The organism is Paenibacillus sp. FSL M7-1414 (genome assembly GCF_038003195.1).
Lineage (GTDB): Bacteria > Bacillota > Bacilli > Paenibacillales > Paenibacillaceae > Paenibacillus > Paenibacillus amylolyticus.
Map to the genome: position 1 here is coordinate 5,303,638 of NZ_JBBOOS010000001.1, position 26,616 is coordinate 5,330,253.

At 47.4% G+C, this 26,616-nt stretch carries 19 protein-coding genes and 2 riboswitches; of the genes, 5 read left to right on the plus strand and 14 right to left on the minus strand.

The annotated features are described in order from the left end of the window. Window positions 1-4: 4 nt before the first annotated feature. From MHH92_RS23035 to MHH92_RS23065, 7 genes are all read right to left on the minus strand, one after another. Window positions 5-1,282, minus strand: a complete 1,278-nt coding sequence (locus MHH92_RS23035) for an S-layer homology domain-containing protein (protein ID WP_445744683.1) — start codon at window positions 1,280-1,282, stop codon at window positions 5-7. A gap of 335 nt (window positions 1,283-1,617) precedes the next feature. After that, a complete protein-coding gene (locus MHH92_RS23040) occupies window positions 1,618-3,129 on the minus strand; it encodes an extracellular solute-binding protein (protein WP_051447457.1) in 1,512 nt (503 codons plus the stop codon). 219 nt (window positions 3,130-3,348) lie between these two features. After that, window positions 3,349-4,461 (minus strand): glycoside hydrolase family 88/105 protein, encoded by a 1,113-nt coding sequence (locus MHH92_RS23045; RefSeq protein ID WP_340906565.1) that lies wholly within the window; start codon window positions 4,459-4,461, stop codon window positions 3,349-3,351. A gap of 24 nt (window positions 4,462-4,485) precedes the next feature. Then, entirely contained in the window at window positions 4,486-5,985 is a 1,500-nt protein-coding gene (locus MHH92_RS23050) for an extracellular solute-binding protein (protein WP_340906568.1), read from the minus strand. Window positions 5,986-6,046: 61 nt separating this feature from the next. Further along, window positions 6,047-6,919, minus strand: coding sequence for a carbohydrate ABC transporter permease (locus MHH92_RS23055; RefSeq protein ID WP_036617041.1), 873 nt, complete (start codon window positions 6,917-6,919; stop codon window positions 6,047-6,049). A gap of 45 nt (window positions 6,920-6,964) precedes the next feature. Beyond that, the gene (locus MHH92_RS23060; protein ID WP_017686861.1) at window positions 6,965-7,918 is read right to left on the minus strand and encodes an ABC transporter permease; all 954 of its coding nucleotides are present in this window, start codon (window positions 7,916-7,918) and stop codon (window positions 6,965-6,967) included. 282 nt (window positions 7,919-8,200) lie between these two features. Continuing rightward, the gene (locus MHH92_RS23065; RefSeq protein ID WP_253502768.1) at window positions 8,201-10,537 is read right to left on the minus strand and encodes an AraC family transcriptional regulator; all 2,337 of its coding nucleotides are present in this window, start codon (window positions 10,535-10,537) and stop codon (window positions 8,201-8,203) included. Window positions 10,538-11,064: 527 nt separating this feature from the next. Between MHH92_RS23065 and MHH92_RS23070 the strand changes: the two genes are divergently transcribed. Together MHH92_RS23070 and MHH92_RS23075 are read left to right on the plus strand one after the other, a co-directional pair. After that, the gene (locus tag MHH92_RS23070; RefSeq protein WP_340906578.1) at window positions 11,065-13,068 is read left to right on the plus strand and encodes an endonuclease MutS2; all 2,004 of its coding nucleotides are present in this window, start codon (window positions 11,065-11,067) and stop codon (window positions 13,066-13,068) included. Between the two features lie 138 nt (window positions 13,069-13,206). Further along, window positions 13,207-13,458, plus strand: a complete 252-nt coding sequence (locus MHH92_RS23075) for a cysteine-rich CWC family protein (RefSeq protein WP_282320446.1) — start codon at window positions 13,207-13,209, stop codon at window positions 13,456-13,458. Between the two features lie 60 nt (window positions 13,459-13,518). Here the strand turns inward: MHH92_RS23075 and MHH92_RS23080 are convergent, their stop codons facing one another. From MHH92_RS23080 to gcvH, 5 genes are all read right to left on the minus strand, one after another. After that, entirely contained in the window at window positions 13,519-14,664 is a 1,146-nt protein-coding gene (locus MHH92_RS23080; protein ID WP_340906581.1) for a mannitol-1-phosphate 5-dehydrogenase, read from the minus strand. After that, window positions 14,661-15,095, minus strand: coding sequence for a PTS sugar transporter subunit IIA (locus MHH92_RS23085; protein ID WP_017686856.1), 435 nt, complete (start codon window positions 15,093-15,095; stop codon window positions 14,661-14,663). Before MHH92_RS23085 ends, MHH92_RS23080 begins: the two co-directional genes overlap by 4 nt. Beyond that, a complete protein-coding gene (locus MHH92_RS23090) occupies window positions 15,092-17,194 on the minus strand; it encodes a BglG family transcription antiterminator (protein WP_340906584.1) in 2,103 nt (700 codons plus the stop codon). Before MHH92_RS23090 ends, MHH92_RS23085 begins: the two co-directional genes overlap by 4 nt. A gap of 38 nt (window positions 17,195-17,232) precedes the next feature. Next, the gene (locus MHH92_RS23095) at window positions 17,233-18,687 is read right to left on the minus strand and encodes a PTS mannitol transporter subunit IICB (protein WP_340906586.1); all 1,455 of its coding nucleotides are present in this window, start codon (window positions 18,685-18,687) and stop codon (window positions 17,233-17,235) included. Window positions 18,688-19,106: 419 nt separating this feature from the next. Beyond that, window positions 19,107-19,499, minus strand: coding sequence for a glycine cleavage system protein GcvH (gene gcvH / locus MHH92_RS23100; RefSeq protein WP_047844042.1), 393 nt, complete (start codon window positions 19,497-19,499; stop codon window positions 19,107-19,109). 343 nt (window positions 19,500-19,842) lie between these two features. After that, window positions 19,843-19,965, plus strand: a riboswitch (glycine riboswitch). Between the two features lie 3 nt (window positions 19,966-19,968). Then, window positions 19,969-20,069, plus strand: a riboswitch (glycine riboswitch). Between the two features lie 216 nt (window positions 20,070-20,285). On the opposite strand from gcvH, the gene gcvT reads away from it, so the two are divergent. The 3 genes from gcvT to gcvPB all read left to right on the plus strand — a co-directional run bounded on the left by gcvT (window position 20,286) and on the right by gcvPB (window position 24,345). Further along, on the plus strand, window positions 20,286-21,422 hold the full coding sequence (gcvT, locus tag MHH92_RS23105) for a glycine cleavage system aminomethyltransferase GcvT (protein WP_036617019.1): 1,137 nt from the start codon (window positions 20,286-20,288) through the stop codon (window positions 21,420-21,422). Then, window positions 21,419-22,774 carry an aminomethyl-transferring glycine dehydrogenase subunit GcvPA gene (gene gcvPA, locus MHH92_RS23110; protein WP_340387306.1) on the plus strand — a complete coding sequence of 452 codons (1,356 nt, stop codon included), beginning with the start codon at window positions 21,419-21,421 and terminating at the stop codon, window positions 22,772-22,774. Before gcvT ends, gcvPA begins: the two co-directional genes overlap by 4 nt. A gap of 131 nt (window positions 22,775-22,905) precedes the next feature. Then, window positions 22,906-24,345 (plus strand): aminomethyl-transferring glycine dehydrogenase subunit GcvPB, encoded by a 1,440-nt coding sequence (gene gcvPB, locus MHH92_RS23115; RefSeq protein ID WP_074097008.1) that lies wholly within the window; start codon window positions 22,906-22,908, stop codon window positions 24,343-24,345. Window positions 24,346-24,582: 237 nt separating this feature from the next. Here the strand turns inward: gcvPB and ptsP are convergent, their stop codons facing one another. Together ptsP and MHH92_RS23125 are read right to left on the minus strand one after the other, a co-directional pair. Then, window positions 24,583-26,295, minus strand: coding sequence for a phosphoenolpyruvate--protein phosphotransferase (gene ptsP / locus MHH92_RS23120; protein ID WP_047844045.1), 1,713 nt, complete (start codon window positions 26,293-26,295; stop codon window positions 24,583-24,585). After that, window positions 26,288-26,563 (minus strand): HPr family phosphocarrier protein, encoded by a 276-nt coding sequence (locus tag MHH92_RS23125; RefSeq protein WP_036617010.1) that lies wholly within the window; start codon window positions 26,561-26,563, stop codon window positions 26,288-26,290. The genes ptsP and MHH92_RS23125 overlap by 8 nt, the downstream gene beginning before the upstream one ends. Window positions 26,564-26,616: the final 53 nt, after the last annotated feature.

A 26,616-nucleotide genomic window follows, 5' to 3' on the forward strand; every position in this document is an offset into this window, starting at 1 on the left:
CTACTTACATATTTTGAATTTGTAGAACATTTTTACTTTTTTCGTTAAAGATATACGCCCCCCTTTTTCCATCCAAAACGGATGTGACCCAAAATCTCTTCTTCACATCTTTTTTTATCATATCTCTCGAACTTTCCGGAATAGTAACTAAGCCGTTCTTAGAGGTGTGCTTAAGATCCAATCGATTAAACTGTAAAAAACCATTGTATAAGCCTCCATTGAAGGTGATTAAGTTGGATTTATCAATTTTGGATGTAAAAGATATATCTGCAAAAGCCATATAATTACCTTTGAAAAGATGAGTTTCTGGACCAATAAATAATGGTGCATAGATACCTTTTGCTTTACCTTGGGTAACATCCACGACGATATATCTATGGAGTGTAACTACACCAGATTTATTGGATAAATTAATTTCTTCTTTTGATATATCACTAACTTTGACTGAATTCTTAGTGTACCTATAATTACTAATAGTCGTTAAATTCGTACCCGTCGTGCCGACCTCTCTCATCTCATTCAGATCACTGTACTTCCCCGCATCCGTGCCCTCCACATCCATATAACGCAGTAAAATGGCCGATACTTCTGCACGAGTGGTTGAATCCGCGGGTTTTAATGTGCCATCCTGGAATCCACCGACAATACCTGTCCCACGAACAAGGGCAAGATACGGAATCTGCTCAGCACGAATGGTGCCGCGGTTCACTTCCGGTGTGGGGAGCAACGTATTTTTTGTATCGTTAAAAGCATCCTGGAAGCTGGCTCCGGACTTGATCAGTCCATTGGCAATCCATTTCATCATCTCGTAACGTGTCAGTTCCGCATTTGGATTGAACCCTTTGGCATAATCGCCAGCGTTAATGAATCCTTGTCCAACAAGTTGGATAACCGCCGCTTCAGACCAATGTCCCTTGAGATCAGCAAAGGGATTCTGCCCCTCTACCTTCTCCAGTCCAGTCGCACGGGCAAGTATGGTCGCATATTCTCCACGCGTGATTTTGCCATTAGGACGAAACGTTCCATCCTGGTATCCAGAGATCAAGTTTTTTTCATACGCTTTGGCAATCGTTGCTTGAGCCCAGTGGCCCTTGATATCCTTGAACTTGCTAAGGGCAGTGTCACTTGTTCCCGATGCAGCATTCGCTGTTGACGTCAAATGTACGGGGCCAACGGGCAATAGTGTTCCTGCCAATACAGCTGTCGTTAATAACCCGACGATCCAACCGTTCCGTTTTTTCTTCTTCTCGTGTCCTTTAATCTGCTTCTTCAATCTACTCACGCTCCTATGTACCTTAGTATGGGGATGCTTTACTTAGTCAACCTAGTCTTCTCTTCACAACCAAAACCTAAATTTGCCATAATAATCAATATTCTACCATGTCGACCTAGGCTATTGGTATTATTTTTCGTCCATCCCCATCACTTCAAGGCGTGCGCCCCTCCTTCCATAGACCCACTTCATTCGCCTAAAACACAAAAAAAGGCCATGAATCCGCAGATTCATAGCCTTATGCTTTAAGGGTGTGGTCTTTCTTATGATATTGGAAAAATGAACTCACTCATAGAATAAACCATATCATTCCATTTGATCAACCTTTTTTATTTCAGCCAGCTTTATTTCCCGTTCAATTCCTTGTATGATGCTTCCAATTCCGTGATCAATTGATCACCACCAGCTTTTCTCCAGCTTGCGATTTCCTGCTCCCAACCTGCATCATCGATTTTACCCATAATGTACTTGGTCTGGGCATCCCAGATCATCTGATCCAGCTCCTGACCACGCTCGGTATAGATCGCCGAAGACAAGGTGAGTGCCGGATTGGCAATGGCATACTGCTCATTCTCACGCGCCATCTTTGTACCTTTCATACCAATTGGAACATCGACCAGTTCAGGTACATTATAACCTTCAATACTTAACAGATTATCCCGGTATGGCTTCACTTCACGCTGATAAGCGTCAAAATCTTTAAGTTCGGTTTTCCCATCCGCAGTCTTGGTGTAATGCACATCGAGCAACCCACGGAGCTGCAACGCGCTCAATTCCTCATCCATCAATTGATCCAGGAACGTAAGAACCTGCTTCAATTGCTCTTCGTCCGTAACGGATGCCTTCGGGATAACCAGCATTCCGTAGTTCCCTGGTTCCCCGGCGATGCGAATACCATCGGTTCCCTGGAATGGAGCCACATCGATCTCCCCATCTGGAGCGTTAGGCGTAAGCCGCTGCTGAGAGGACTTTCCGTTCTGGGCCACACCATTCAGCTTCATGCCAACCAGGCCCGAATCCATTTTTTTGTCCGCATCAGAAGGGTCCAAGGCAGGGAAATCACTATTAATCAGTCCCTCGCTGAACAGCCGCTTGAAGAGTTTCATCGTATCCACATATTCGGTGGTCAAAAACTCCGGGGTCAGTTTCCCAGCATCATCCACACCCCATTTGTTAACACCGCCAATACTTACAGCGATCCGCGTCAGTGGGGAAGAGACGCCCTCATTATACTTTTTGAAGAGTAGTGCACCGTACGTATCTTCCTTACCATTCCCATCAGGGTCATCTTTACGAATAGAGCGCATCACTTCATACCAGTCATCCAGCGTTTTGGGTATATCCAACTTCAATGTATCGAACCAGTCCTTGCGATATACGATCGCAGTCCGTCCAATATCCCGAAAGTTCGGAATACCGTAAACCTTGCCTTCAATTTTGATATTGTTAAAATAAGCCTCGGATTGGGCAGACAGGTTTTTATAATCCTTCAAGTAAGGTCCCAGTTCCCAGAACAGTCCCGTTTTGGCGGCATTAAATGTGGTCGGTACATAATTCACACGCATAATGGTCGGCATCTCGCCTGAAGCAACCATAACATTCACCTTATCATCAAAAGCAGACTGCGGAATCCACTGTACATTGACATCCGTATTGGTATATTCCTCAATCTTCTTTTCAATCCCGTTCTCCTTGGCCGGTATATCTCCTACCTGCATTAAAGAGATGGAAATGGGAAGTTTACCTTCCCCTGCAGCAGGTGCTTTCTCTCCCCCGCAACCTGCAAGCAATCCAGCGGACATAGCACCAATTACAACGATTCCGCCTAAACGGGACATTGGACCTTTTGGACTCATGAACCATCTCTCCTTTTGGATAAGGTTATGTACATAGACCACTCCGATGACAGAACAACCTTCAGATCGCTGTTATCCCCAGATTTTTTGATTCCCTTTTAAAAAGGGGAAAATCCGGGGATAAGCCTATGCTTCCGATGCAGCTTTCTTTCAGAAAGCTTTTAGGCGAACGCTTCGCTTCCTCAGATTATTTCTGCCCTCTCCGTTCTCATGTACATGTTAGTTGGACTTGTAAAGTTCAATCTCCACTCCCGCCAAAATGAACGGAGCGACCGACTTCGGATCATTGATCCGAATGGACTCAGTCACATAATACTCATAGGACCCGTCGCGATACGGGCTTCCTCCAAGACCGGCTCCGCCGTTACACTGCGTCAGGGACAGCACGCCTTCACGGTCCGTTTGCAGCAGATGCTTCACCAGACCCTGATACCCTTTTTCCGCAACCGCTTTGAACTTGCCACTCAGATATCCTTTACGCACACCTTTGGCCAATGCATAGACAAACATTGAGGTCCCGGAAGCCTCCAGATAGTTCCGCTCACGTCCCGGTTGATCCAACAAATGTGGCCATAGTCCGGTCTGTTGATCCTGCACATGAACAAGTGCGTTTGCTACCCGTTCGAAGATACCCACAATCTGCCCGCGTTGCGGATGATCTACCGGCAGATAATCCAAGGTATCCACAACCGCCATCACATACCAGCCCATCGCCCGACTCCAGACATGTGGTGAACATCCCGTCTCACCCGAACTCCAGCGTTGCTCTTTGCTCTCATCCCAGGCATGGTACAAGAGACCGCTACGCGGATCACGTGTACGTTGCTCCACCAGCAAGAGCTGCAGAGCCGCCTTGTCAAACCACTTCTCTTCACCCGTCACTGCGCCATACTGGGTCAGATACGGAGTAGCCATGTACAATCCATCCAGCCACATCTGGAAAGGGTAAATCTTTTTGTGCCAGAACCCGCCTTCACTCGTATGTGGCTGTCCCTTAAGCTGAGTCATCAGCAACTCCGCAGCTTTGCGATACTTCTCTTCTCCCGTTTTCTCGTGCAACAGGAATAGTGATTTCCCCTGATTGATCTGATCCAGATTATATTCCTCGATTGTATAGGAGCGAATGGAGCCATCTTCCTGAACAAAATGATCCATCAGCTCACGGATGTAGTCAAAATACTTTTGCTCCCCCGTGTGCGTATACAGCTCCTCCAGCGCTTTCAGTAAGCAGCCGTTCTCATAATGCCAAGTGGAATACAGCTCATGGTTGCGATAACTTTCCATGAATTGCTGTGCCATGCGCACCGATGTGAGTTGCAGTGTTTCCTTCATGATCAAGCCTCCGCTTCCGGCTCTTTATTGAGCCTGTTTTTTGTAATCTTCGGCATATTCCTCACGAATCTTGTTTCCACCAGCATTGCCCCAATTCTCGATTTCCTTTTCCCAGCCACTTTGATCGATCTTGCCCATAATGTATTTGGTTTGTGCATCGGCAATCACCTGATCCAGATCCGCCCCACGGTCACCATACGTTGGAGAATATAACGTCAGCGCAGGGTTTGGCACAGCGTGTTCCGCCAGTTCCTTGGCAAGTTCCGTACCTTTTTCACCCAGTTCGGTATCCTTCAATTTTGGTACGTTATACCCTTCGACATAAGGAAGATTATCACGGTAAGGCTTCACTTCACGCTGGAATGCATCGAAGTCACTCATCTCCACCTGATCTTCGCCCACTTTGGTGTAATGTTTGTCTTCCATACCACGCATCAACAGCGTTGCCATCTCAGGGTCCATCAGTTTATCCAGGAAGGAGAGCAGGTTTTTGAGTTCTTCTTCCGATTTCACCGTTGATTTAGGGAATGCCAGAATCCCGGAATTACCCGTCTGTCCTGCAACACGGTCTCCGTTCGCTCCAAGCAAACCAGCGATATCTACCACACCATCCGGATTGTTTTTGGACAGACGCTCTTGCTGACTTTTTCCGTTCTGAGCAACACCAACACGGATCCCCACAACACCGGAATCATACTTTTTCTCCGCTTCCGTAGAGTCGAATACAGCAAAATCCTGGTTCAGCAGTTTCTCATCGTACAAACGTTTCAGCAGATCCAGCACCTGCATATATTCCGGTGTCATGAATTCCGGCGTGAAGCTGCCATCATCTTCGACCTTCCACTTGTTAGGTGCACCAAAACTTACGCCAAGGCGCGTCGTGAAGGAATATTGATCCTCATTATATTTTTTGAAAAGCATCAGTCCAAACGTATTATCCTGACCATCTCCATCCGGATCGGAGGTTGCCAGTGTTTTAATCGTTTCATACCATTCATCCGGTGTGGCTGGCACCTTGAGATTGAGCTTCTCGAACCAGTCTTTGCGATAGATCACTGTAGCCCGCGCAATATCAGAGAAAACAGGAACCCCGTAGATTTTGCCCTCTACCTTGATGTTGTCAAAAAAACGCTCGTTCTGTGCCGACAGATTTTTGTAGTCTTTCAGCAAAGGCCCCACTTCCCAGAACACGTCATTACGCATCGCGCTGGTCACCGTTGGGTTATATTGCACCTTCACAATTTTTGGCATATCACTTGAAGCGATCATCACGTTGATTTTGTCATTATAGGCCGAAGCCGGAATCCACTGGATATCCAGTTTGGTATTGGTATACGCTTCAATCTTTTGCTGAACTTCATTGCCTTTGCTTGGCACATCACCCACCTGTGCAATGGCTATGGACACATTTTGTACGCCGCCCTCGGCAGCCTGACCCTCGTCTGATCCGCATCCTGCCAGCAAACCTGTCACCAGTGCCAGTGTGCTTAAGACAGCTACGGCTTTCTTTTTTGTTGCTTTCATAACATGAAAACCTCCCTTTTTTATGCAGTCATAGTGAACTGACTTTGAACCATGTGCCGACTCAACCTTTCACCGAACCCAGCATCACTCCTTTTGCAAAGTGCTTTTGCAGGAATGGATATACCAGCATAATCGGGATCGTGGAGAACACGATAACGGCCATGCGAATGGTAAGCGGCTGGATCTCGGTCTCTTCGATACTCGTGTCTCCGATTCGGCTCTGTGCCAGAATGACAATCTCACGTAGCCAGACTTGGACAGGCCACTTCTCACTATCGTTGATATAGATAACAGCGCTGAAGAAACTGTTCCAGTGGGCCACCGCGTAAAAGAGTGAAAATGTCGCCATGGCTGGCATGGACAACGGCAGTACAATCCGGAACAATACGCTGACATCGTTACATCCATCAATTTTGGCTGCATCCTCCAGTTCATCGGGAATGGCCTGGAAGAAGTTTTTCAGTACGATCAAGTTAAATGCACTAATAGCGGTAGGCAGCATCAGCGACCATAACGTATCCGTCAGATGCAAAGATTTCACGACAAAGTATGTTGGAATCATCCCGCCACTGAAGAGCATTGTGAACAATACACCGAGCAAAATGGGCTGGCGTCCACGCAAATATCTTCTAGAGAGCGGATACGCCATAAGTGATGTAAACAGCAGGTTAATGAAGGTACCGATCACGGTAATATAGACCGATACACCCAGACTGCGAATCAAAGTATCTGTAGAGAAAATGTAACGGTACGCAGCCAGAGAGAACTCTTTTGGAAAAAGAATGAATCCTCCCTTAGCCACTTCATGCGGACTGGTAAACGAGACAGCCAAAATATAAATGAACGGGATGACCGTCACGATTCCAATCAACAGCAGCAATCCATGATTGAGAAAATCAAAGATCCGGTTGCCCCACGTTTTATCCTGTTGCATCTTAATGTTCACTCCTGTCTGGTGAAGAACGTCTACACCCGAGGGTTAGTAGACGCCTTCCTCCCCGAATTTTTTGGCCAGCGTATTGGCACCAAGAACAAGCGCCAGCCCGACAACCGATTTGAACAACCCGACAGCAGCGCTGTAACTGTACTGTGCCTGGGTAAGACCCTTCGTGTACACGTAGGTATCAAATACCTCGCCCACATCCCGGTTTGTCGGAGTTAGCATCAGGAAGATCTGTTCAAAGCCTGTATCCAGGAAATTTCCCAGACGCAGAATGAGCAAAATGACGATGGTACTGCGAATGGCCGGCAACGTAATGTGCCAGGTTTGGCGCCACCGATTGGCACCATCAATCCGTGCAGCTTCATAGAGCTGTGTATCCACACCGGAAAGCGCCGCCAGGAAGATAATTGTGCCCCAACCAACTTCTTTCCAGATGGATTGTCCAACAATCATCGTTCGGAACCAACCTGGTTCAAGCAGGAACGCCACTTTTTGTCCAGTCAGGTTATAGAGCAATTCATTAATCGCACCACCCTCAGTTGTGAACAGCATGTAGAACACACCGACAACAACAACCCAGGAAACAAAGTGTGGAACATAAACAAGAGTTTGTACAAATCGTTTGAAGCGTTCACGGCGAACTTCATTCATCATGAGTGCCAGTACAATTGGCAGTGGGAAAAAGAACACAATGTTATAAATGGCAAGTAAAAACGTATTCCGAAATAATGTCCAGAACTGCGGTTCTCCGAAGAAACGCTGGAAATGTTTGAACCCTACCCAGTCACTTCCCAAGATGCCCTTGTAAGGCGTGTAATCCTGAAAAGCCATCGTGATGCCATACATGGGTATGTATTTGAAAATAACAAAGTAAAGCACACCCGGTATTAACATGATATACAGCCACCGGTTTTTGATAATGTCCCTCCACAGCAGGTTTTTGTCACTGCGGGTAGCGGGCCGTGTTCGAGCCGCCGTTTCGGCTTTCATATTGTCTTCCTCCCCACATTGGAAACGATTACAAAATATCACTTCCTGAATTCATGTCTTCATTGTGGAGGATAAACGAATGACTGGCTATCGTCTCGTTTTAGCCTTTTGTTTTTCCTTATGTAGCAAGGGTTTAGCTCATTTATATCACAGAGTTCAAAGGCGCAATGAACTGCTTTCAACCTCTATATTCCTGTCTTAACTTCATAGAGAAAAGTGGTCTTCTTCCTTCATCCAAACATAAAAAAGCCTGCCTGCCATGGCGGGCAGAGCAGGTTTGTTTTATCGCTGCTGCTCCCGGTACTTGCCGGGGGTGGTTCCTGTGATTTTGCGAAATGTACGGATAAATGCGGTTGGGTTGGTATAGTTTAATTTCTCGGCAATCTCCGATATTTTAAGATTTGTTGTTTGCAGCCATGTCTTTGCTTTTTCCATACGATACTCTGCGAGATATTCCGTAAAATTGACTCCAGCTTCCTTCTTGAATACCCGACTTAGGTAAACAGGGTGAAAATTAAGCTCAGCGGCACAGGCTTCCAGCGACAATTCACGATCATAACGTTCCTCGATCAAACGAATCATACGTCTCGCAATATTCATGTATTGGGATTCTTCCTGCTCTCGCCAGAAACGAATGACGGGCAGGAACAGCCGCTTGCGGAACCAATTGGTCATTTCGTCCAATGTGGACAACTTCAGCAAATGTGACATGGATGCTTTTTCACCCAGTACTTCGGCTACATCCCCGCCTTGCTCCTGCACAAGCTGATATACACGAGACAATAACTGAACCATAATGACGGGGTATTCACTGAAATGAAGCTTTTTGTCTGCAAGCAGTCCCAAATATTGCTTAAAGTAGGTGTCCGTCTTCTCTTCATCTCCTTGCTTGAGCGCAGACGCGAGCTGATCCTCGATCATACGTAACTGGGTATACAACGCGGCCTCCATCTGACCACGTGGCTGAATATCCTCGTAATGCAAAATAATACGGCTGCCCAGACTGACCCGGCCCTGCAGAGCCTCGCGGCTCTCTTGAACCGCTCTTGGCGTATCTCCGATACAAGCGTAAGAACGACTGATGCCAATACTTACGGGCAGATTCAGGTAGGTCACGACACGTTCGCGAATCCAGTCTGCCTGAGTATGCATCCATTCCTTCAGTTTCACCTCATCCGTCAGTTCGGAGGCAAGTACGGTGACCTGAGCATCATCCAGCATGACCGGGGTGAACCGAACTGCCGAAGGAAGGAGCTCACCTACCATATTGTTGACAGCAAACAGCAGCAGATCGCGATCCTGTTCCTCATATCGGGTCCCTTCCAAGGTATCGATCTGGAGCATGAGTACACCAAGACTCGCCCACCCTGTCGGGAAATCGTACAATTCTCCCTGATATCTGAAATCTTCTTCCGAGATTTTACCTGTCAGCAGTTTGGTCATAAAAAACTCCTGGAGGTGCACATGCTGCCCCTTCATCTGCTCACGCATCGTTTTCTCCGAGCTGAACAAGGTTGACAATTGCTCCTCAATATAGATAAATTCATCCTGTCGGCGTCCTGACGGAGCAACTGGGGAATCCAACCCCTTCGTAAATTGCAGCAGTCTGGAGATCGGTGAGTACATCCGCCGACTGCCGTATATGGCGAACAATCCCGTTACACATAACATGACCAGTGTAGCGATACCGGTAACCAATGCAATTTTCTGTGACTGGGCCGTAATCTGTCCAAGAGATACAACGGACACGTATAACCAGCCATTGAGCGGAGATTGCCTATAGCTAACCGCCACTTGATTACCTTCCACCTCCGCACTGAAGAAACCCTCTGGCTGGCCCGTCGTTTGCACCATTTCCTGAATTTCCTTATTCAGCCCGTCATATTTCCCGCCTTGCTGCATATCGTTCAGAAAATACTTCTGCTCCCGATCCAGAACGTACATATCTCCAGAATTCGTATTTCGGCTCAAGTAGGTACTCAGTTCCGTATCGGCGATATCAATTACAAGAAATCCCTTTGGTTTCACATTGGTTGGTATCATCGGGATTTTGAATACCATACTGACCACATTATCCGATGATATAAGAGCAGGTGCCTGTTCGGGTGTTAGTTCACCCATACCTGCTGACACAGGTACACTTTCTTTGGCTGAACTGGCATTCTGAGTGACCCAGAACAGGCTGTTGGTATAACTTAGGTAGGAGCCAATTCGGTCTCGAATGCTGAAATCATCCAATTTGCCAAAAGAACGCATCGAAACGACCCAATCTTCATCCAGATTGACCAGATAGGCTTGGTCAATGTTCGTAACCGCTTGCAAGTTGTTAAAACCTGAGGTCAGATCACGAATCTCTTGGAATTCGCTGCTGTCTAGTGGTTTCTTCATCGCTTGTAGTACCAAGGGCGAATTAACATACTGGATGGATGATAATTGCAGGCTGCGCAGAACTTGTTCCACCCTCATTTGGGTCTGATGCAATATCTGAAGATTGCTCTCACGCACTTTCTGTTCAATGTCACGTGATGCAATCGTATACGAGACCGAACCAATAACAATGACCGGAAGGGCTCCGAGGATCAGGGTAAAACAGAGCAAACGCAGTAAATACTTCGGCAAGAAGAGCATCCTCCTTTATACGTATGTTTATTAAAATAAATCGCTTTCATTGGATTAATTTACTATTGTTATTTTAAAACCCATTCTTATTCAAGTCCACTCATTTATTCTAAAGGTTGACTTCAAACCAATTTCCAGTTTATATTGGTTGCATATTCCTCAATCAAAGGAGAGATTTTTAATGTCGGTGAATGTTCTTAACTAACCAAGTTTAATATTCAGGAGTTTGGCCTTTCATTGCGCTTGTGCCCGTATGGCATACGTGTATTTCATGATGCGCCAGATCCCTGTACTTAGTTAAGAACAGCGGATATCATAAATCGCCTCCGGGATTGTAATTGTCCGGGTCTATTTCCGCGCTGTGTTCAGCGCGGATTTTTTAATATAGACCTGTAATGGACTTTGCTTTCCCATACGTTTAGGGCGGAGAATGACGTTTGTTCATTCTCCGCCCTTTTTGCGTTTTCCAGGAATATGTTTCAGCGCGTCAACTGAAACCCCAATTCAAATTCAAGGAGAGATTACGCATGAATGAGAACACATTAAACAGTTTGGGCTATCCACAAATTCAAAAAAACGTTGCAGACTGCGCCCTGTCTTATCTGGGCAAACGTTATGCCAGAGAACTAAAACCGATGGCAGATGCTCACCTTATTCAGATTCGCCTGGAAGAAACAGCAGAAGCGGCTGCGTTGATTCGCTTCGGGGCCAGCATCCCCCTCCCTTCACTCGACGGAATGGAAACCATTATGGATCTGCTTGGCACCGGTTATCTATTCAGTGAACGTGATTTCAGTCATCTCGCGCAGTTCCTGCGGAGCTGTGCACAACTCATGAAATACATGGAGGGTAAATCTGGGGCCGCTCCCACCGTCAGTCGTTATGCAGCATCCATGATTCTGATCGAACCTTTGCTGAGTGAGATCGAGCGCTGCATCCATAGTGGACGCATTCGGGATCAAGCGAGCAAGGAACTGATTCGAATCCGCAAAAAAATGACCGTGAATGAGGAACGTATGAAACGAAAGCTTGATTCGCTGGTGAGCAAACATCGCTCCATTATGCAGGAGCATGTCATCAGCCAACGAGGAGGAAGAACGGTTCTGCCCATTAAGAAAGAGTTCCGTAAACAGGTGAAAGGCAGTGTGCTGGATGAATCCGGGAGCGGGCAAACCGTATATATCGAACCCGTTGAGTTAGTAAGTCTGCAGATGGAATTGGCTGCTTTACAAGCGGAGGAGTCCCGAGAGGAGATGAGAATTCTCGGTGATTTAACCTCCCTGGCCGAATCATATAACCGTGAAATCGCTCTGAACACCGAAACGGTAGGTGTAATGGACTTCCTGTTTGCCAAAGCCAAATATGCGGCCACCATGGATGGGCGTACCGTTCGAGTCAATACACAAGGCCAAATCAGCCTTCAACGTGCACGTCATCCGTTCATGGGTTCTTCCATGGTTCCCCTTGATTTTGCCATCGGCAGAACATACTCGTCGCTCATTATTACGGGCCCGAATACCGGTGGTAAAACGGTCGCGCTCAAAACACTTGGTTTGTTAACCCTGATGATGCAATCCGGTTTGCTTATTCCGGTAGAGGAAGGTGGCGAGATGGCTGTTTATAACGAGGTAGCGGTTGATATTGGTGACGGACAGAGTATGGAACAAGCACTCAGTACATTCTCTGCACATATTCGCAATATGATTGGCATACTGGAACAGGCCAATACGTCGACTCTGGTGCTCATTGATGAGATGGCTTCCGGCACAGATCCCGGTGAAGGTGTCGGATTGTCCATCGCCATGCTGGAGGAACTTCACAGCCGCGGAGCAACCGTTGTGGCGACAACACACTTTGGTGAAATCAAACATTTTGCAGCTGCCACGCCAGGATTCGAAAATGCCCGTATGGAATTTGACACCGTTTCTCTCAAGCCGCTGTATCGATTGCGTATCGGAGAAGCTGGTGAAAGTTACGCCTATTCCATTGCATTGAAGCTGGGCATGCCACAGCGAATTATAGAGCGCTCCAAGTCCCTGTCCGATCAAAGTATTTCGAGAGATCGTACATTAGGATTCACGTCACCTCCTTCGGAAACTAAGGCCCTGACGCCTGCTCGTTCTGGTACAGAATCAGTCAGCCCAGCAGAGTTATCCAGAAAGAACCAGTCGAAACAGTCAAAGGATCCAATCCGTCTCAACAAAAAGACAACAACCAGAGAGTCGGATTCTCCTGCTCCTGCCAAAACTTTTCGCAAAGGAGATCGGGTGTATGCGGCCTATCTTAATCAGTCGGGCATCGTCTGTGATGTCGAGGATAGCCGTGGAAATATCGGGGTCATGCTGCGAGGACGCAAAGTCAAAATCCATAAGAAACGCCTGACTCTGCATATATCTGCCAATGAGCTTTATCCAGGTGACGATTATGATTTGGACATTGTGCTGGAAACAAAGGAAAATCGTAAGAAACGTAAATTGATGGGACGCAAACATGTGGAAGGCCTACAGATCGAATTACCGCCTGAAGAATAGCCGATGGGAGAAACAGATGTGGTGAAATGGAAGTCATATATACACAGTAAAATTCATAATCACCAACACATTTCTGTTATACTGGGACCAGTATGTTCAACTTCAGCTCGTAGCTATTCACAGGGAGGGAAGAACCCAATGTCTGCGGAACAAGACAATCAAGAGCGCAGCAATATCGATGTTCTTATCTGCCCATTATGCGGGGAAGCTAATCGATGTTCCTATGCCGCAGGACATCCCCATTCGGAATGCTGGTGTAACCGGGCTACTTTCCCCGAAGGTGTATTTGACCGCATTCCGGCAGAGCAGCGCCGAAAATCGTGCATATGTCAACGCTGTTTGGATGACTATGCCGATAAACACCAACCAAAAGAAGAGCCACACAGTTAACGACTGTATGGCTCTTCTTCATTATGCATCATCTATACTATTAGCTGGCTAACACTACTCTTACATTTGGTTATACTGGGCAACAGCCTGTTCAAGCACCGGATGTTGCTCATCCATGGACGTATAATGGTGGAGGGCAGCTGTAATCCCCTTCTCGCGGATCATATCCTGCAGTTCAACTGCTTCCGGATCATCGGAGACATCGAACTTGCAGGCTGCTGCCATGCCCATAGCCAGATAAGTTGTTTCGCTTCCATCCGCATAGGCCTGAAGGGCCGGACGAACCAGACGATCATTTGGAGACAACTTGCGTAGCGGAGAACGACCAACACGAGTAACCTCATCGGTAAGGTACGGGTTGACAAACCGTCCCAATATTTTGAAAATATACTGCTCATGTTCTTCCGGGTTGAATGCAAAACGCTTCACTAGAACTTTTCCAGTTTCCTGCAAAGCACCGTATACAATCGATTTCACCTTCTCGTCGGCAATAGCCTTCTGAATCGTGTCATACCCGTGCACATTACCGATATATGCTGCAACGCAGTGTCCTGTATTAACAGTGAACAGCTTCCGTTCGATATACGGCTCCAGATCATCGACATATACAATGCCCTCAACCGGTTTGAATGCAGGAGCCATCTGGGAACGATCTACCACCCACTCGTAAAAAGGCTCCACCTGTACATGCAACGGATCTTCATGATGCTGAATAGGCACTATCCGGTCTACGGCTGAATCTGGAAAATAAACGTACTGATCTGCAAGGGAACGCACTTCTTCATTGAGCAGAGCATATACATGCTCTTTCAATTGCGTACTGGCTCCAATGGCGTTCTCGCAAGCAATAATGTGAAGCGTGTTTTGAACCGGACCGGAATTCAATCTTTTCTCAAGTCCCTTCGCAATACCTGGTGCAATATGTTTCAGCACGCCTACGCCCACTGCGGTTGTAATCAGATCAGCTTCCACAACGGTTTGGGCAACCGTCTCCAGCTGGGTCCCATCGATTGCATTTACGCCTCTAACGGTCTCTTGATCCTTGCTCTCGTTAGCCAGTTCCACTGTATACTGTCCCCGTTGCTGAAGAGCGGTTACCAAGGTCTGATTCACGTCGGAGAAAACCACCTCATACCCTGCGCGGGACAGAATCAAGCCGATAAACCCGCGTCCAATGTTACCTGCGCCAAAGTGTAGGACCTTCATAGCTCCATTTCACTTTCCAGAATAGCGATTACTTCTTCGGCTGTTTTCGCCAGACGCAGGGCCTCCATATTCTCATCCTCAGCACAGATCACGGCGATGCTAGTCAAGATCTCCATATGTTCCCCGCCTTGAGCCGCGATACCAATGACCATATAAGCCTTTTCTTCGCCAAAATCAACACCTTGAGGATACTGAATGACAGAGATACCTGTGGATAAAATGAAAGCTTTGGATTCCTTTGTACCATGCGGAATAGCCAAGCCGTTCCCTACATAGGTCGAAACAATCTCTTCTCGTTCAATCATCTTCTCAATGTAATCAGCGGTAATATGTCCCGCATCCTTCAGAATCTGCCCTGCCATACGAATCGCTTCATATTTGTCCTGAGCCGTCGCATTCATGATGACTTTATCTGTTGTTAACATACTCATAATGGTTGACCTCCAATTTCGGTTTTACTGCGATAAAATCCAACAAGTTCCTGGGACAGGTAATGAATGAGTTCATCCCTGATTCCCTTTTCCAGCAATGTAATCATTTCTTCCTGTAATAACAGTGCGCTGATCTCACTGAGAACCTCCAGGCTTTCCTTGGATAATTCTCTGGGACCGAGCATCAAGAGGACATGGGTAACTCCTGTCGGATCATCCGGCGTACGAAGGAGTGGCTCAGTGAGTTGAAACAAGCTAATGGACGGCCTGTAGATCCCCTCACTGCGTGTATGAAACAGCGCAAGTCTTGTGCCGGGAATCTTCTGACTCCCCACTGCCTCACGTGCCTCCAACCGTTTCGCGACCTCCTCCGGTTCCTTCAATACACCAGATCCATGGAGTACGTTGCACATCGCATACACCGTTTTATAGAATCCGATATCCTGGTTATCCAGCGGGTACACCTGAAACTTGCCAATAATTCGGACGATTTCAACTAAAATAGCTTCCATTCCGTCAGGGTCCGAGTAACGACCTGTTGTCTGAACCTCTATTTCACGGGGCTTATTATGCTGTCGTTGTAATGTTGTTGTTCGGATAAAATGACGCAGACGTTCGCTCTCTTCTGCCGTAAGCAGTGGACTCACTTTGTAATACTGATGCTCATCCATCGGCAGATCAACAGTGGATAACACCAGATCATATTCATCTGTAGGTATCCGGGCAGCTTCATACCAAGACACGCTGTCCATGATCCGAATCTCGGGAATCTCCTTGGACAGTCGGCTGGAGAGCATACGTGATGATCCGATTCCGCTTGTACACACGATGATTGCCCTGATCTCACGTTTCAGTGCACGTAACCTCTCGATGGAAGCGCCAAAATGCATGACCAGGAAACCAATTTCTTCATCCGGAACTTCTGTGCCTGGCCAAGCTTGATGCACGGATTGTTTGACCTCTTCGAAGAGAGAATCATAATCCTTGCGAATCTGCTGCAGTAGCGGATTACGAATCATCTGTTGCCCTTCAATTCGCTCCATGACAGGTTGCATATGACCAAGCAGACCTTCACGAAGCAAACGATCCTCATGAAAGGCGTAATGTGTTCTCGCCTGCATCTGATCAATCAGTGAATGTACCCTGTCCAGTAAAATCAAATCGTCTATTGGCAACAGCCGCGAAGAATGAATCCGCTGCTCTGTCTCAACTAATAGTCTGTGAAAATAAGCTTGCTCATCTTGGGAGAATGTCAGCCCCAGCTGGGTCGATAACACACCACACAAGCGGGAAGCCATATAAGGCGGAACCTTCATCTCATCCTGCTCTGCGACTTCATCTCCCTTGTTCTCCAGGGGAGGTATACGGCCAATGCCAAAGCCTTTACGAATACGTACAACCGCTACGGATAATTGAATCAGCAACTTCATGTATTGGCGTTCCGGGATGTTCTCCAGCCATTCGATGTCTGGTTGCCATAATGCATTTTCGACCGTAAGCACATCACCGTGTCCAATCATATCCAACAATTTTTGGTTTACGATGGAGCCTCCCTGTTCTGGCTGTCTTCCGAATAGGTCCGACTCATCCAAAAATTCGAGAGCAAGTGCAGCTATGGCTGTGCGATGAATCGTCTCACTTCCGTTAATCTTGACGCCATATCCACGTCTGCGAACCAGCTTTAGTCCCGCCTGACGAATCCGTGACTCCAGATCGTCCAGATCAGTGGTTACGGTGGATACGGTCACTTTCAGATCCGAAGCCAAGGCGAGTAACTTTACAGGCTCCGGTTCATCCAGCAGGATGCAAAGCATGAAGAGCTTACGCTCTTCTGGCGTAAAATCTACATATTCTTTACCCTCTAGTTGCTGGCGCAATACAGCCAGATCATCGGAACCGGCATCGATTCGGATACCGGTTCCTGATTTTTTTTCCAGCTTCATGCCCAAAGGTTCAAGCCATTGTTCAATCATTTGCAGCTCCCGGTGAACCGTTCGGGTACTGACCTTTACTTCAACGGCGATTTCGCCGGCAGTGACTTCATGTGGATGCTCCAGCAGGAACTCCACGATTTCACGTTGTCTTTTGGTAATACTCATATCTCAGCCTCCGGCTCAGGGAAAACAAATGCGTGCAATTACTTCAGACGTTCAACGAGCGCATCGTATTCCGGGCTTTTTAGGAAGTTGTCGATGGATATATGTTCTGCGTTCGGCGCAACGGAGCGGGCACGATCGGTCAATACTTGTTGTGTGATCACCACGTCTGCATCCGGCGGGATATCACTGATAGCCGTATTGGTCACCGTAACGTCAATCCCCTCTGCCTTCATCTTCTTGCGTAGAATGGAAGCACCCATGGCACTTGACCCCATGCCTGCATCACAGGAGAAGACAATTTTCTTCACGTCTGTTTTGAAGGTAGAAGAAGCCATATCTGCGGCTCTGTCTGCTTCACTTTGATTAGCCGTAATACCAGCGTTTGGCAGGGTTCCTTGACTCTTCATGTCTTTCATCCGACTGGATGCGGACTCCAGATCTTCGTCCTTTTGTTTACCCGTTTTCAGCAACACTGCTGCAACCAGGAAAGAAACGACGGCTGCTACAAGCACCCCTGCGAACATCGGCAGGTATCCACCTTTTGGTGTTAAGAAGAAATACGCGATAATACTACCCGGTGATGGTGCTGAAACAAGTCCTGCTCCGGTGAGCATGAATGTTAATGTACCTGCGACGCCACCCGCAATTGCGGCAAGAATCAGAATCGGTCTCATCAGAATGTAAGGGAAGTAGATCTCATGAATTCCCCCGAAGAAATGAATGATTACGGCACCCGGTGCAGAAGATTTAGCCATTCCGCGTCCGAAGAAACAGTAAGCAAGTAAGATACCAAGTCCCGGACCCGGGTTTGATTCAAGCATGTATAATACGGATTTCCCTAATTCTCTCGCTTGATCTGTTGCAATCGGTGTCAGAATCCCGTGGTTGATTGCATTGTTCAGGAACAATACTTTACCTGGTTCGATGATTAGGTTGACCAGCGGCAGCAAACCAAGATTCATTAACCCTTGTACCCCGGCAGATAATACTTTGCTAATCGCTTCTACAGCAGGTCCGATGCCCAGTAGCGCAAAAATCCCCAAGATTCCGCCAATAATACCGGCTGAGAAGTTGTTAACCAGCATTTCAAATCCGGCTCTAATTTTACCTTCAATGGATTTATCGAACTTTTTGATAATCCATGCTGCCAGTGGTCCGGCAATCATGGCACCGAGGAACATCGGGATATCACTACCCACGATGACCCCGATGGTCATAATGGCACCCACGACACCACCACGCTGACCATGCACCATCGTACCTCCGGTGTAACCAATTAACAGTGGCAGCAAATATTTGATCATCGGATCAACTAGCTGTGCAAGCGTCTCGTTAGGGAACCAGCCTGTTGGAATGAACAGAGCCGTAATTAATCCCCAGGCGATGAACGCTCCCATATTTGGCATGACCATACCACTCAGGAATCGGCCAAAACGCTGAACACCTACCCGTAGCCCACCTTTGGAATTGGACGATTGGTCCAAATTACTCATTGTATTATCCTCCTTGGATCAAGTGATTATGATTTATGAAAGGGGTATCATTTCTCCCCTGCTGTAATCCTAAGCGAGAATGCTCTCCTGTTCAATGAAATGAAAGCGTACTTTCGTCATGAACAATGATGACAACATTAGGTTATGTAATCGTTTTACTTGATGCATAATGGCTGAACCCATTGGTACACAAGGATTTTCTTGCCTATGACTTTTGTCATTTCCAGAATCATTTTCTAAACTATAGCTTGGTCCAATCAGGTGATTTACATCCACAATCTGCTTCATTCCACATTCAAAACCATTCTTGGAAAGCACAAAAAACCTGTGCAAGCATCCGGCTCACACAGGTCGAAACAATATGAAGCTCATATCATTTAATTATAAAATATATGTTAATAAGTACAAGTTCGTTGATACTATTCTTCCGTATGTTTCCGATACGCGTCTGCATTCATCAATGTAGACAATGCTGCTGTCAGATCTCCCTCAACACGGATCTCAATCATCCAGCCTTCCTCGTAAGGAGAGCTGTTCACAAGTTCAGGTGAGTCCTGCAACGAATCATTCACCGCAATGATTGAACCAGTGACGGGAGAGAACAAGTCCGACACCGTTTTGACCGATTCGATCGTTCCAATGCTGTCCTCTGCTTTTACATTGGTTTCAAGGTCAGGCAATTCCACAAACACAATGTCACCCAGCTGATGCTGCGCGAACTCGGTAATGCCAATACGTACAGTATCCTCCCCTACGGTTTGCACCCATTCGTGCTCTTCACTGTACAGGAAATCACTTTTCAATTCGCTCATCGATATCCGCCTCGCTTTTCATTAATGAGTACATGCGTTCTTTGACCTTAACCTTTTTCCCAGAACATAGCGTATGATATTTTTGAATCAAATGTCAAGATACCTCACAATTTATTTGCTGAACACCTCTAAATCCTGTAACCGGATTACACTCTTTCTTCATATACTGGTGAATATTAGAATAGTAAGCGTAGTCTTTTTAAATATACGAACAATAACATAAAAAATAAAATAAATATTCGGTTTTAAATCATTATCTATGATATCGTTCTTGACATCGGTAGTGGATTCACGTTTTAATGAAAGGAGTAAATGTGTTTATTGGACTATGTTATACCCGCGGATGAATGTAAAGGGAGAGATTACCCGTGACACCCGATTCGGGATGTACATGAGGTAACGCCGAAGGAGTAAACCACCGATAAGCGGAGGTGAATCTCTCAGGCAAAAGGACTTTTACGGGACGCAACTCTGGAGAGCATCTATTCGCCCTGTGCGGGCGTTATGATCACCCAAGGGGAAACCTGCTGCACAACGCAGCGGGGTAACTCTCAGGTACAAGGGACAGAGCCTTAGAATACAGCGTGCTACTTGGCATGCCGATTCTTTGGCCTGTCCTTTTCCTTTTTCCCAAAAAACGAAAAACAGGATGTAGAATGGCGCTGCCATAGCTGCCTTACCATACTTATGTGATGAAAATATCTAGCTGAAAATTTAAAAATACCCTGGTTCATTGATCCACGATTGTATATCCGGCCGGCTGACGGCCCATGACGAGGTGATTTGATGTCTGATTTGCTTAGAACACCACTCTTCCCACTATATCAGCAATATGAAGGCGTACGGTGCATTGATTTTGGAGGCTGGGAGCTTCCCGTACAATTTAGCGGAATCCAGAAAGAACATGAAGCGGTACGCGAGCGTGCTGGACTGTTTGATGTATCCCATATGGGCGAATTCACTGTACAGGGTGAGCAGGCTGAAGTTTTTTTGCAACAAATGATGACTAATGATGTGACCACGCTGGTTCCCGGTCAAGCCCAGTACACCCTGATGTGTTATCCAGATGGCGGTGTGGTGGATGATCTGCTCGTGTATAAGCTGGAAGATCAGCATTATATGCTTGTGGTTAACGCCTCCAACATCGACAAGGATTGGGCGTGGCTGCAAGAGCACTTGATCCCCGGCGTAAGCATGACCAATGATTCGGAGCAGACGGCGCTACTCGCCTTGCAAGGTCCACTGGCTGTAGACATTATCGGGAAAGTTACAGATACGGATGTAAGCTCGATTGAACCGTTTCGTTTTGTGCAGGATGCTGAAGTATGTGGAGTAAAATTACTGTTGTCCCGTACCGGTTATACCGGTGAAGATGGCTTTGAGCTATATGTTCCTGCAGATCAGGCCGCTGTGGTCTGGAATGGGTTAATGCAAGCCGGTGAAGGTCACGGACTTGTACCGACAGGCCTCGGTGCTCGGGATACACTGCGCTTTGAAGCAAAGCTCCCTCTGTATGGACAGGAATTGTCGGCAACTATCTCTCCGCTTGAGGCTGGTGTTGGCATGTTTGTGAAGCTGAATGCCGGACCTTTTATCGGACACGAAGCCTTGTTACAGCAAAAAACTGACGGGCCCGCCCGCAAACTGGTCGGCATCGAAGTGTTGGAGCGCGGTATTCCCCGCCCCCACTATCCGATTTACGCCGAAGGCGTACAGATTGGTGAAGTGACAACAGGCACGCAATCACCTACATTGAAGCGTAATCTGGGGCTTGCCCTCATCGACAGCAAATACGCTGCGCTGGGAACCCCGCTTGAGATTGAGATCCGCGGCAAGAAACTAAAAGCCGAGGTCGTGAAGACCCCTTTTCATAAACGGACACGTACGTCGAAGACACCTACTCAAGGAGCTGATCAAGCATGAGCAAGCACCGTTACATTCCCATGACTGAACAAGATCAGAGCGCCATGCTCGCAACCATCGGTGTGGATACGCTGGAGGATCTGTTTCAGGACATTCCAAAAGAGATTCGTTATCAGGGCGAGCTGCCCGTATCCTCCAAACTTGATGAATATGCGCTGACACGTCACATGTCCAAACAAGCTGGCGCCAACGCCAATTTCGAAACACACGCCAGCTTCCTCGGCGCTGGCATATATGATCATCATGTTCCTTCCGTCATCAATCATGTCATTTCCCGTTCCGAGTTTTACACTGCCTACACACCTTATCAGCCTGAGATCAGCCAAGGTGAACTACAGGCCATTTTCGAATTTCAATCCTACATCTGTGAATTAACCGGTATGGCTGTAGCCAATGCCAGCATGTATGACGGCGCAACGGCTTTTGCGGAAGCCGGTAATCTGGCCGCAGCGGCAACTCGTCGCAAACAGCTCATCGTATCCCGTACCGTTCATCCGGAAGCCCGTCAGGTATTGCAGGCATATGCGCACGGACTCCGTCTGGAGATTGTCGAGATTGGCTATAAGGATGGCGTCACTGACTGGGATGCCCTGCAAACCGCCATATCAGACGATACCGCTGCTGTCATGATCCAGAGTCCGAACTTCTTTGGTGCCGTGGAAAATGTGAAGCAGGCTGCCGACCTCGTGCATGCGCACAAGGGCCTGCTCGTTGTAAGTGCCAACCCGCTATCGCTGGGTCTGCTGGAAGCCCCAGGCAAGCTGGGTGCCGACATCGTTGTAGGTGATGCGCAGCCCCTCGGCATCGCCGCTTCACTCGGCGGTCCGACATGCGGATATTTCGCAGTATCCCAGCCTCATATGCGCCGAATTCCTGGCCGAATTGTAGGCCAAACAACCGATCGCAATGGCAAGCGTGGTTTTGTACTGACATTGCAAGCACGTGAACAGCACATCCGACGCGAAAAGGCGACATCCAACATCTGTTCCAACCAGGCTTTGCTTGCACTCAGCGCATCTGTATATATGTCCATCATGGGTAAACAAGGAATGATTGATGTCGCGGATCTGAATTTGCAAAAGAGTCATTACACCCTCAATACATTAACTGCGATTTCTGGAGTTAGCCTTACTTTTAATGCACCAACATTTAATGAGTTTGTTATTAAGCTTCCTGAAGGAACCGACGTGGATACTCTTCAGTTGAAACTGCTGGATGCGGGCTTTATTGGTGGTTACGAACTCGGACGTGATTACCCGGAGCTTGCCGGACATATGCTGATTGCTGTTACCGAACGGCGCACTAAGGAAGAGATTGACGAATTCGCACGAGCATTGGAGGGATCGCTGTGACTCAGGAAACGACGACGACAACATCGGTACAAGGACAATCGGAAACAGGTACCTCTGTCTCCACTTCGGTTCAACCTGAGAAGGATACAACATTTAGTGCACAGACCTTATCTCCTGCTTCGGAACAATCATTGATTTTTGAACTCAGCAGCCCTGGACGTGTCGCTTATTCCTTGCCAGAATGTGACGTTCCTCGTCAGGCTGCCGATACGTTGATTCCCCGGGAAATGCTCCGTTCGGAAGCAGCAGCACTGCCGGAAGTGTTTGAGGTCGATGTTATTCGACACTATACCGCTCTGTCCCGCCGCAACTTCGGCGTAGATAACGGATTCTATCCACTGGGCTCTTGTACGATGAAATACAATCCGAAGATCAATGAGGATGTTGCCCGTTATAATGGATTCGCCAAAATCCATCCGTACCAGCATGAATCCAGCATTCAAGGTGCACTAGAACTGTTATATACGTTGCAAAACGACCTTGCAGGTCTGACAGGTATGGACGCTGTGACCTTGCAACCAGCAGCTGGTGCCCATGGAGAATGGACTGGACTTATGATGATTCGTGCCTACCACGAAGGTCGTGGCGAACAACGTACCAAAGTCATCGTGCCCGATTCTTCGCATGGTACCAACCCGGCAAGTGCAACCGTTGCAGGATTTGAAACTGTGACGATTCCATCCCGCGCAGACGGACTGGTCGATCTGGACGCACTCCGTGCAGCAGTCGGTTCGGATACGGCAGCATTGATGCTGACAAACCCGAATACACTTGGTCTGTTTGAGAAAGACATTCAGGAGATTGCATCCATCGTACACCAGGCTGGTGGCTTGTTGTATTACGACGGAGCCAACTCCAATGCCATTATGGGCATTACCCGTCCGGGTGATATGGGCTTTGACGTGGTGCATCTGAACTTGCACAAAACGATGAGTACGCCACATGGCGGTGGTGGACCTGGCGCCGGACCAGTCGGTGTGAAGAGTCGTTTAGTTCCGTTCCTGCCTAAGCCCATGGTTATCAAAAATGATGATGGTATGTATGCATTCGATCGTGAAGGCGATCAATCCATTGGCCGGGTGAAAGCCTACTACGGTAACTTCGGTATATTGGTACGTGCCTATGCCTACATTCGCACCTATGGACCGGAAGGCTTGCGCCGTGTCTCTGAATGTGCGGTACTGAATGCTAATTATATGATGGCCCGCCTCGCACCATACTACGAGATTCCGTATCCGGGTGTATGCAAACATGAATTTGTCATGTCTGGTCGGGGTTTGAAGCAATACGGTGTGCGCACACTTGATGTTGCCAAGCGATTGCTTGATTTTGGATATCACCCGCCTACGGTGTACTTCCCGCTCAACGTGGAGGAATGCATCATGATCGAACCGACAGAAACCGAGAGCAAAGAAACGCTGGATGGCTTCATTGATACGATGATACGGATTGCCAAAGAAGCGGAAGAGACACCTGAATTGGTACTGAACGCACCTTACGGAACACCGGTCACTCGTCTGGATGAAACCACCGCCGCTCGCAAACCTGTACTGAACTGCGCGTGCAGTTAAGCACTAAGTGTATTACTAATCATGCTCTTGCTGATGTTAACTACACCAGTAAGAGCATTTTTTTGGCTAGACATTACAGGACCTTTCTCCTCCTACTCCCCTTCTAATTCCTATACGTTCGAGCAACAAAAAAAGCCAGTACCCGCTGTAACAGCGGATACCGGCAAAATCGCTGCATCAATGCAGCTCATTATCGGAAAAAGAAAAACCTCAAATCCGGAGGAAACCCCGGCAAAATTACGCTTGAATGCTTTGAACCAATTCAACAACTTGTTCAGCCGTTTGCATATCCAGAGCTTTAGCAGCCAGTTCCTGCATATCCGCACGGGACAGCTTGGTGATCTGACTACGAGCTGGCAGAATGGAGGTTGCGCTCATGCTGAACTCATCCAATCCAAGACCAAGCAGCAATGGAATTGCTGTTTCGTCTCCTGCCATCTCACCACACATGCCAACCCATTTGCCTTCACGATGCGCTGCATCGATAACCATTTTAACCAAACGCAAAATGGCTGGGTTGTAAGGCTGGTACAGATAAGCCACTCGTTCGTTCATGCGGTCAGCAGCCATCGTGTATTGAATCAGATCGTTCGTTCCGATACTGAAGAAATCCACTTCTTTGGCAAATTGATCCGCCAGAACTGCAGTCGAAGGAATTTCGACCATGATTCCGAGTTGAATGCTGTCAGAAACAGCAATACCTTCAGCAACCAGCTTCTCTTTCTCTTCGAGCAAGACAGCTTTTGCTTCACGGAATTCACCGAGTGTTGCGATCATTGGGAACATGACACGCAGGTTTCCATGTACGCTTGCACGCAGCAATGCACGCAATTGTGTACGGAAGATATCCAGACGGTCCAAACACAGACGAACTGCGCGGAAGCCGAGGAATGGATTCATTTCTTTTGGCAGATCCAGGTATGGAAGCTCTTTGTCTCCACCGATGTCGAGTGTACGAACAACGACAGGTTTGCCTTCCATTTTTTCCAGTACCGCTTTGTAAGCATTATACTGAATGTCTTCGGAAGGAAGCTTGTCTCTGCCCATGTACAAGAACTCGGTACGGTACAGGCCTACAGCCTCGCCGCCGTTTTCCAGAACACCCGTTACGTCATTTGGTGTACCAATGTTGGCTGCAAGTTCAACATGAACGTTGTCCACCGTTACCGTTGGCTCATCACGAAGTTTTCTCCACTCTGCACGTTGTGCATCATACTGTTCCTGTTTGGCACGGTATTCAGCAATAACTTCATCAGTAGGGTTAACTAGTACGTGACCATCCAGACCGTCAACAATAATCATATCGCCTTGTTTCGCTTGAGCCAAGATGTCCTTGGTTCCAACAACAGCCGGAATCTCAAGAGAGCGAGCCATAATTGCCGAGTGAGAAGTACGTCCACCAATGTTGGTTGCAAAACCTTTAACAAATTGGCGGTTCAATTGAGCCGTGTCGGAAGGTGTTAGATCCTCCGCAAGCACAATCACTTCTTCATTGATCTCAGCCGGACTCATGAAGTCGATACCAAGCAAGTGATTTAGCACACGTTTGGTAACGTCACGCATATCTGCAGCACGTTCCTGCAGGTAAGCACTCTTCATGTTCTCAAACATGGAGATAAATTGCGATGCCGTTTCGTTCAAAGCAAATTCTGCATTGATCATGTCATCCGCAATTCTAGCTTTAACCGGATCAATTAGTTCCGGGTCATTCAGAATGAGCAAATGCGAAGCAAAAATCTCTGCTTTTTTCTCGCCAAGCTCTTGTAAAGTGCGCTCTTTGATCGCCTCAAGCTCAGCCTGGGATTTACCCAGAGCTGAGTCGAGTTTCGCGATCTCTGCGTCAACGTCGTTAATTTGGCGTTTTTCTACAGAGTAGTCAGGATGCTCCAAGATAAACGCCTTGGCGATAGCAATACCCGCCGAAGCCGCGATCCCGGAAACATTAAGCATTAATTTCGCCCAACCCTTCGTTAACCATAACGTCAGTCAAAGCTTGAAGAGCTTCAGCTTCGCCTTCGCCTTCAACGATGATGCTGATAGTGTCGCCTTGTTCCAATCCGAGGGAAAGAACACCCAGGATGGATTTCAAAGTTACTTTTTTACCGTTAGCTTCTGCAAAGGATTCTGCACCTTTGAATTTGTTTGCTGTATTAACCAGGGCTGTCGCCGGACGTGCGTGGATACCATCTTCGTCTGTAATTCTGAATGTTTGTTGCATTACAATCATCTCACTTTCAGTAGTTTGGTTTAGGCATTGCATATATTTACACT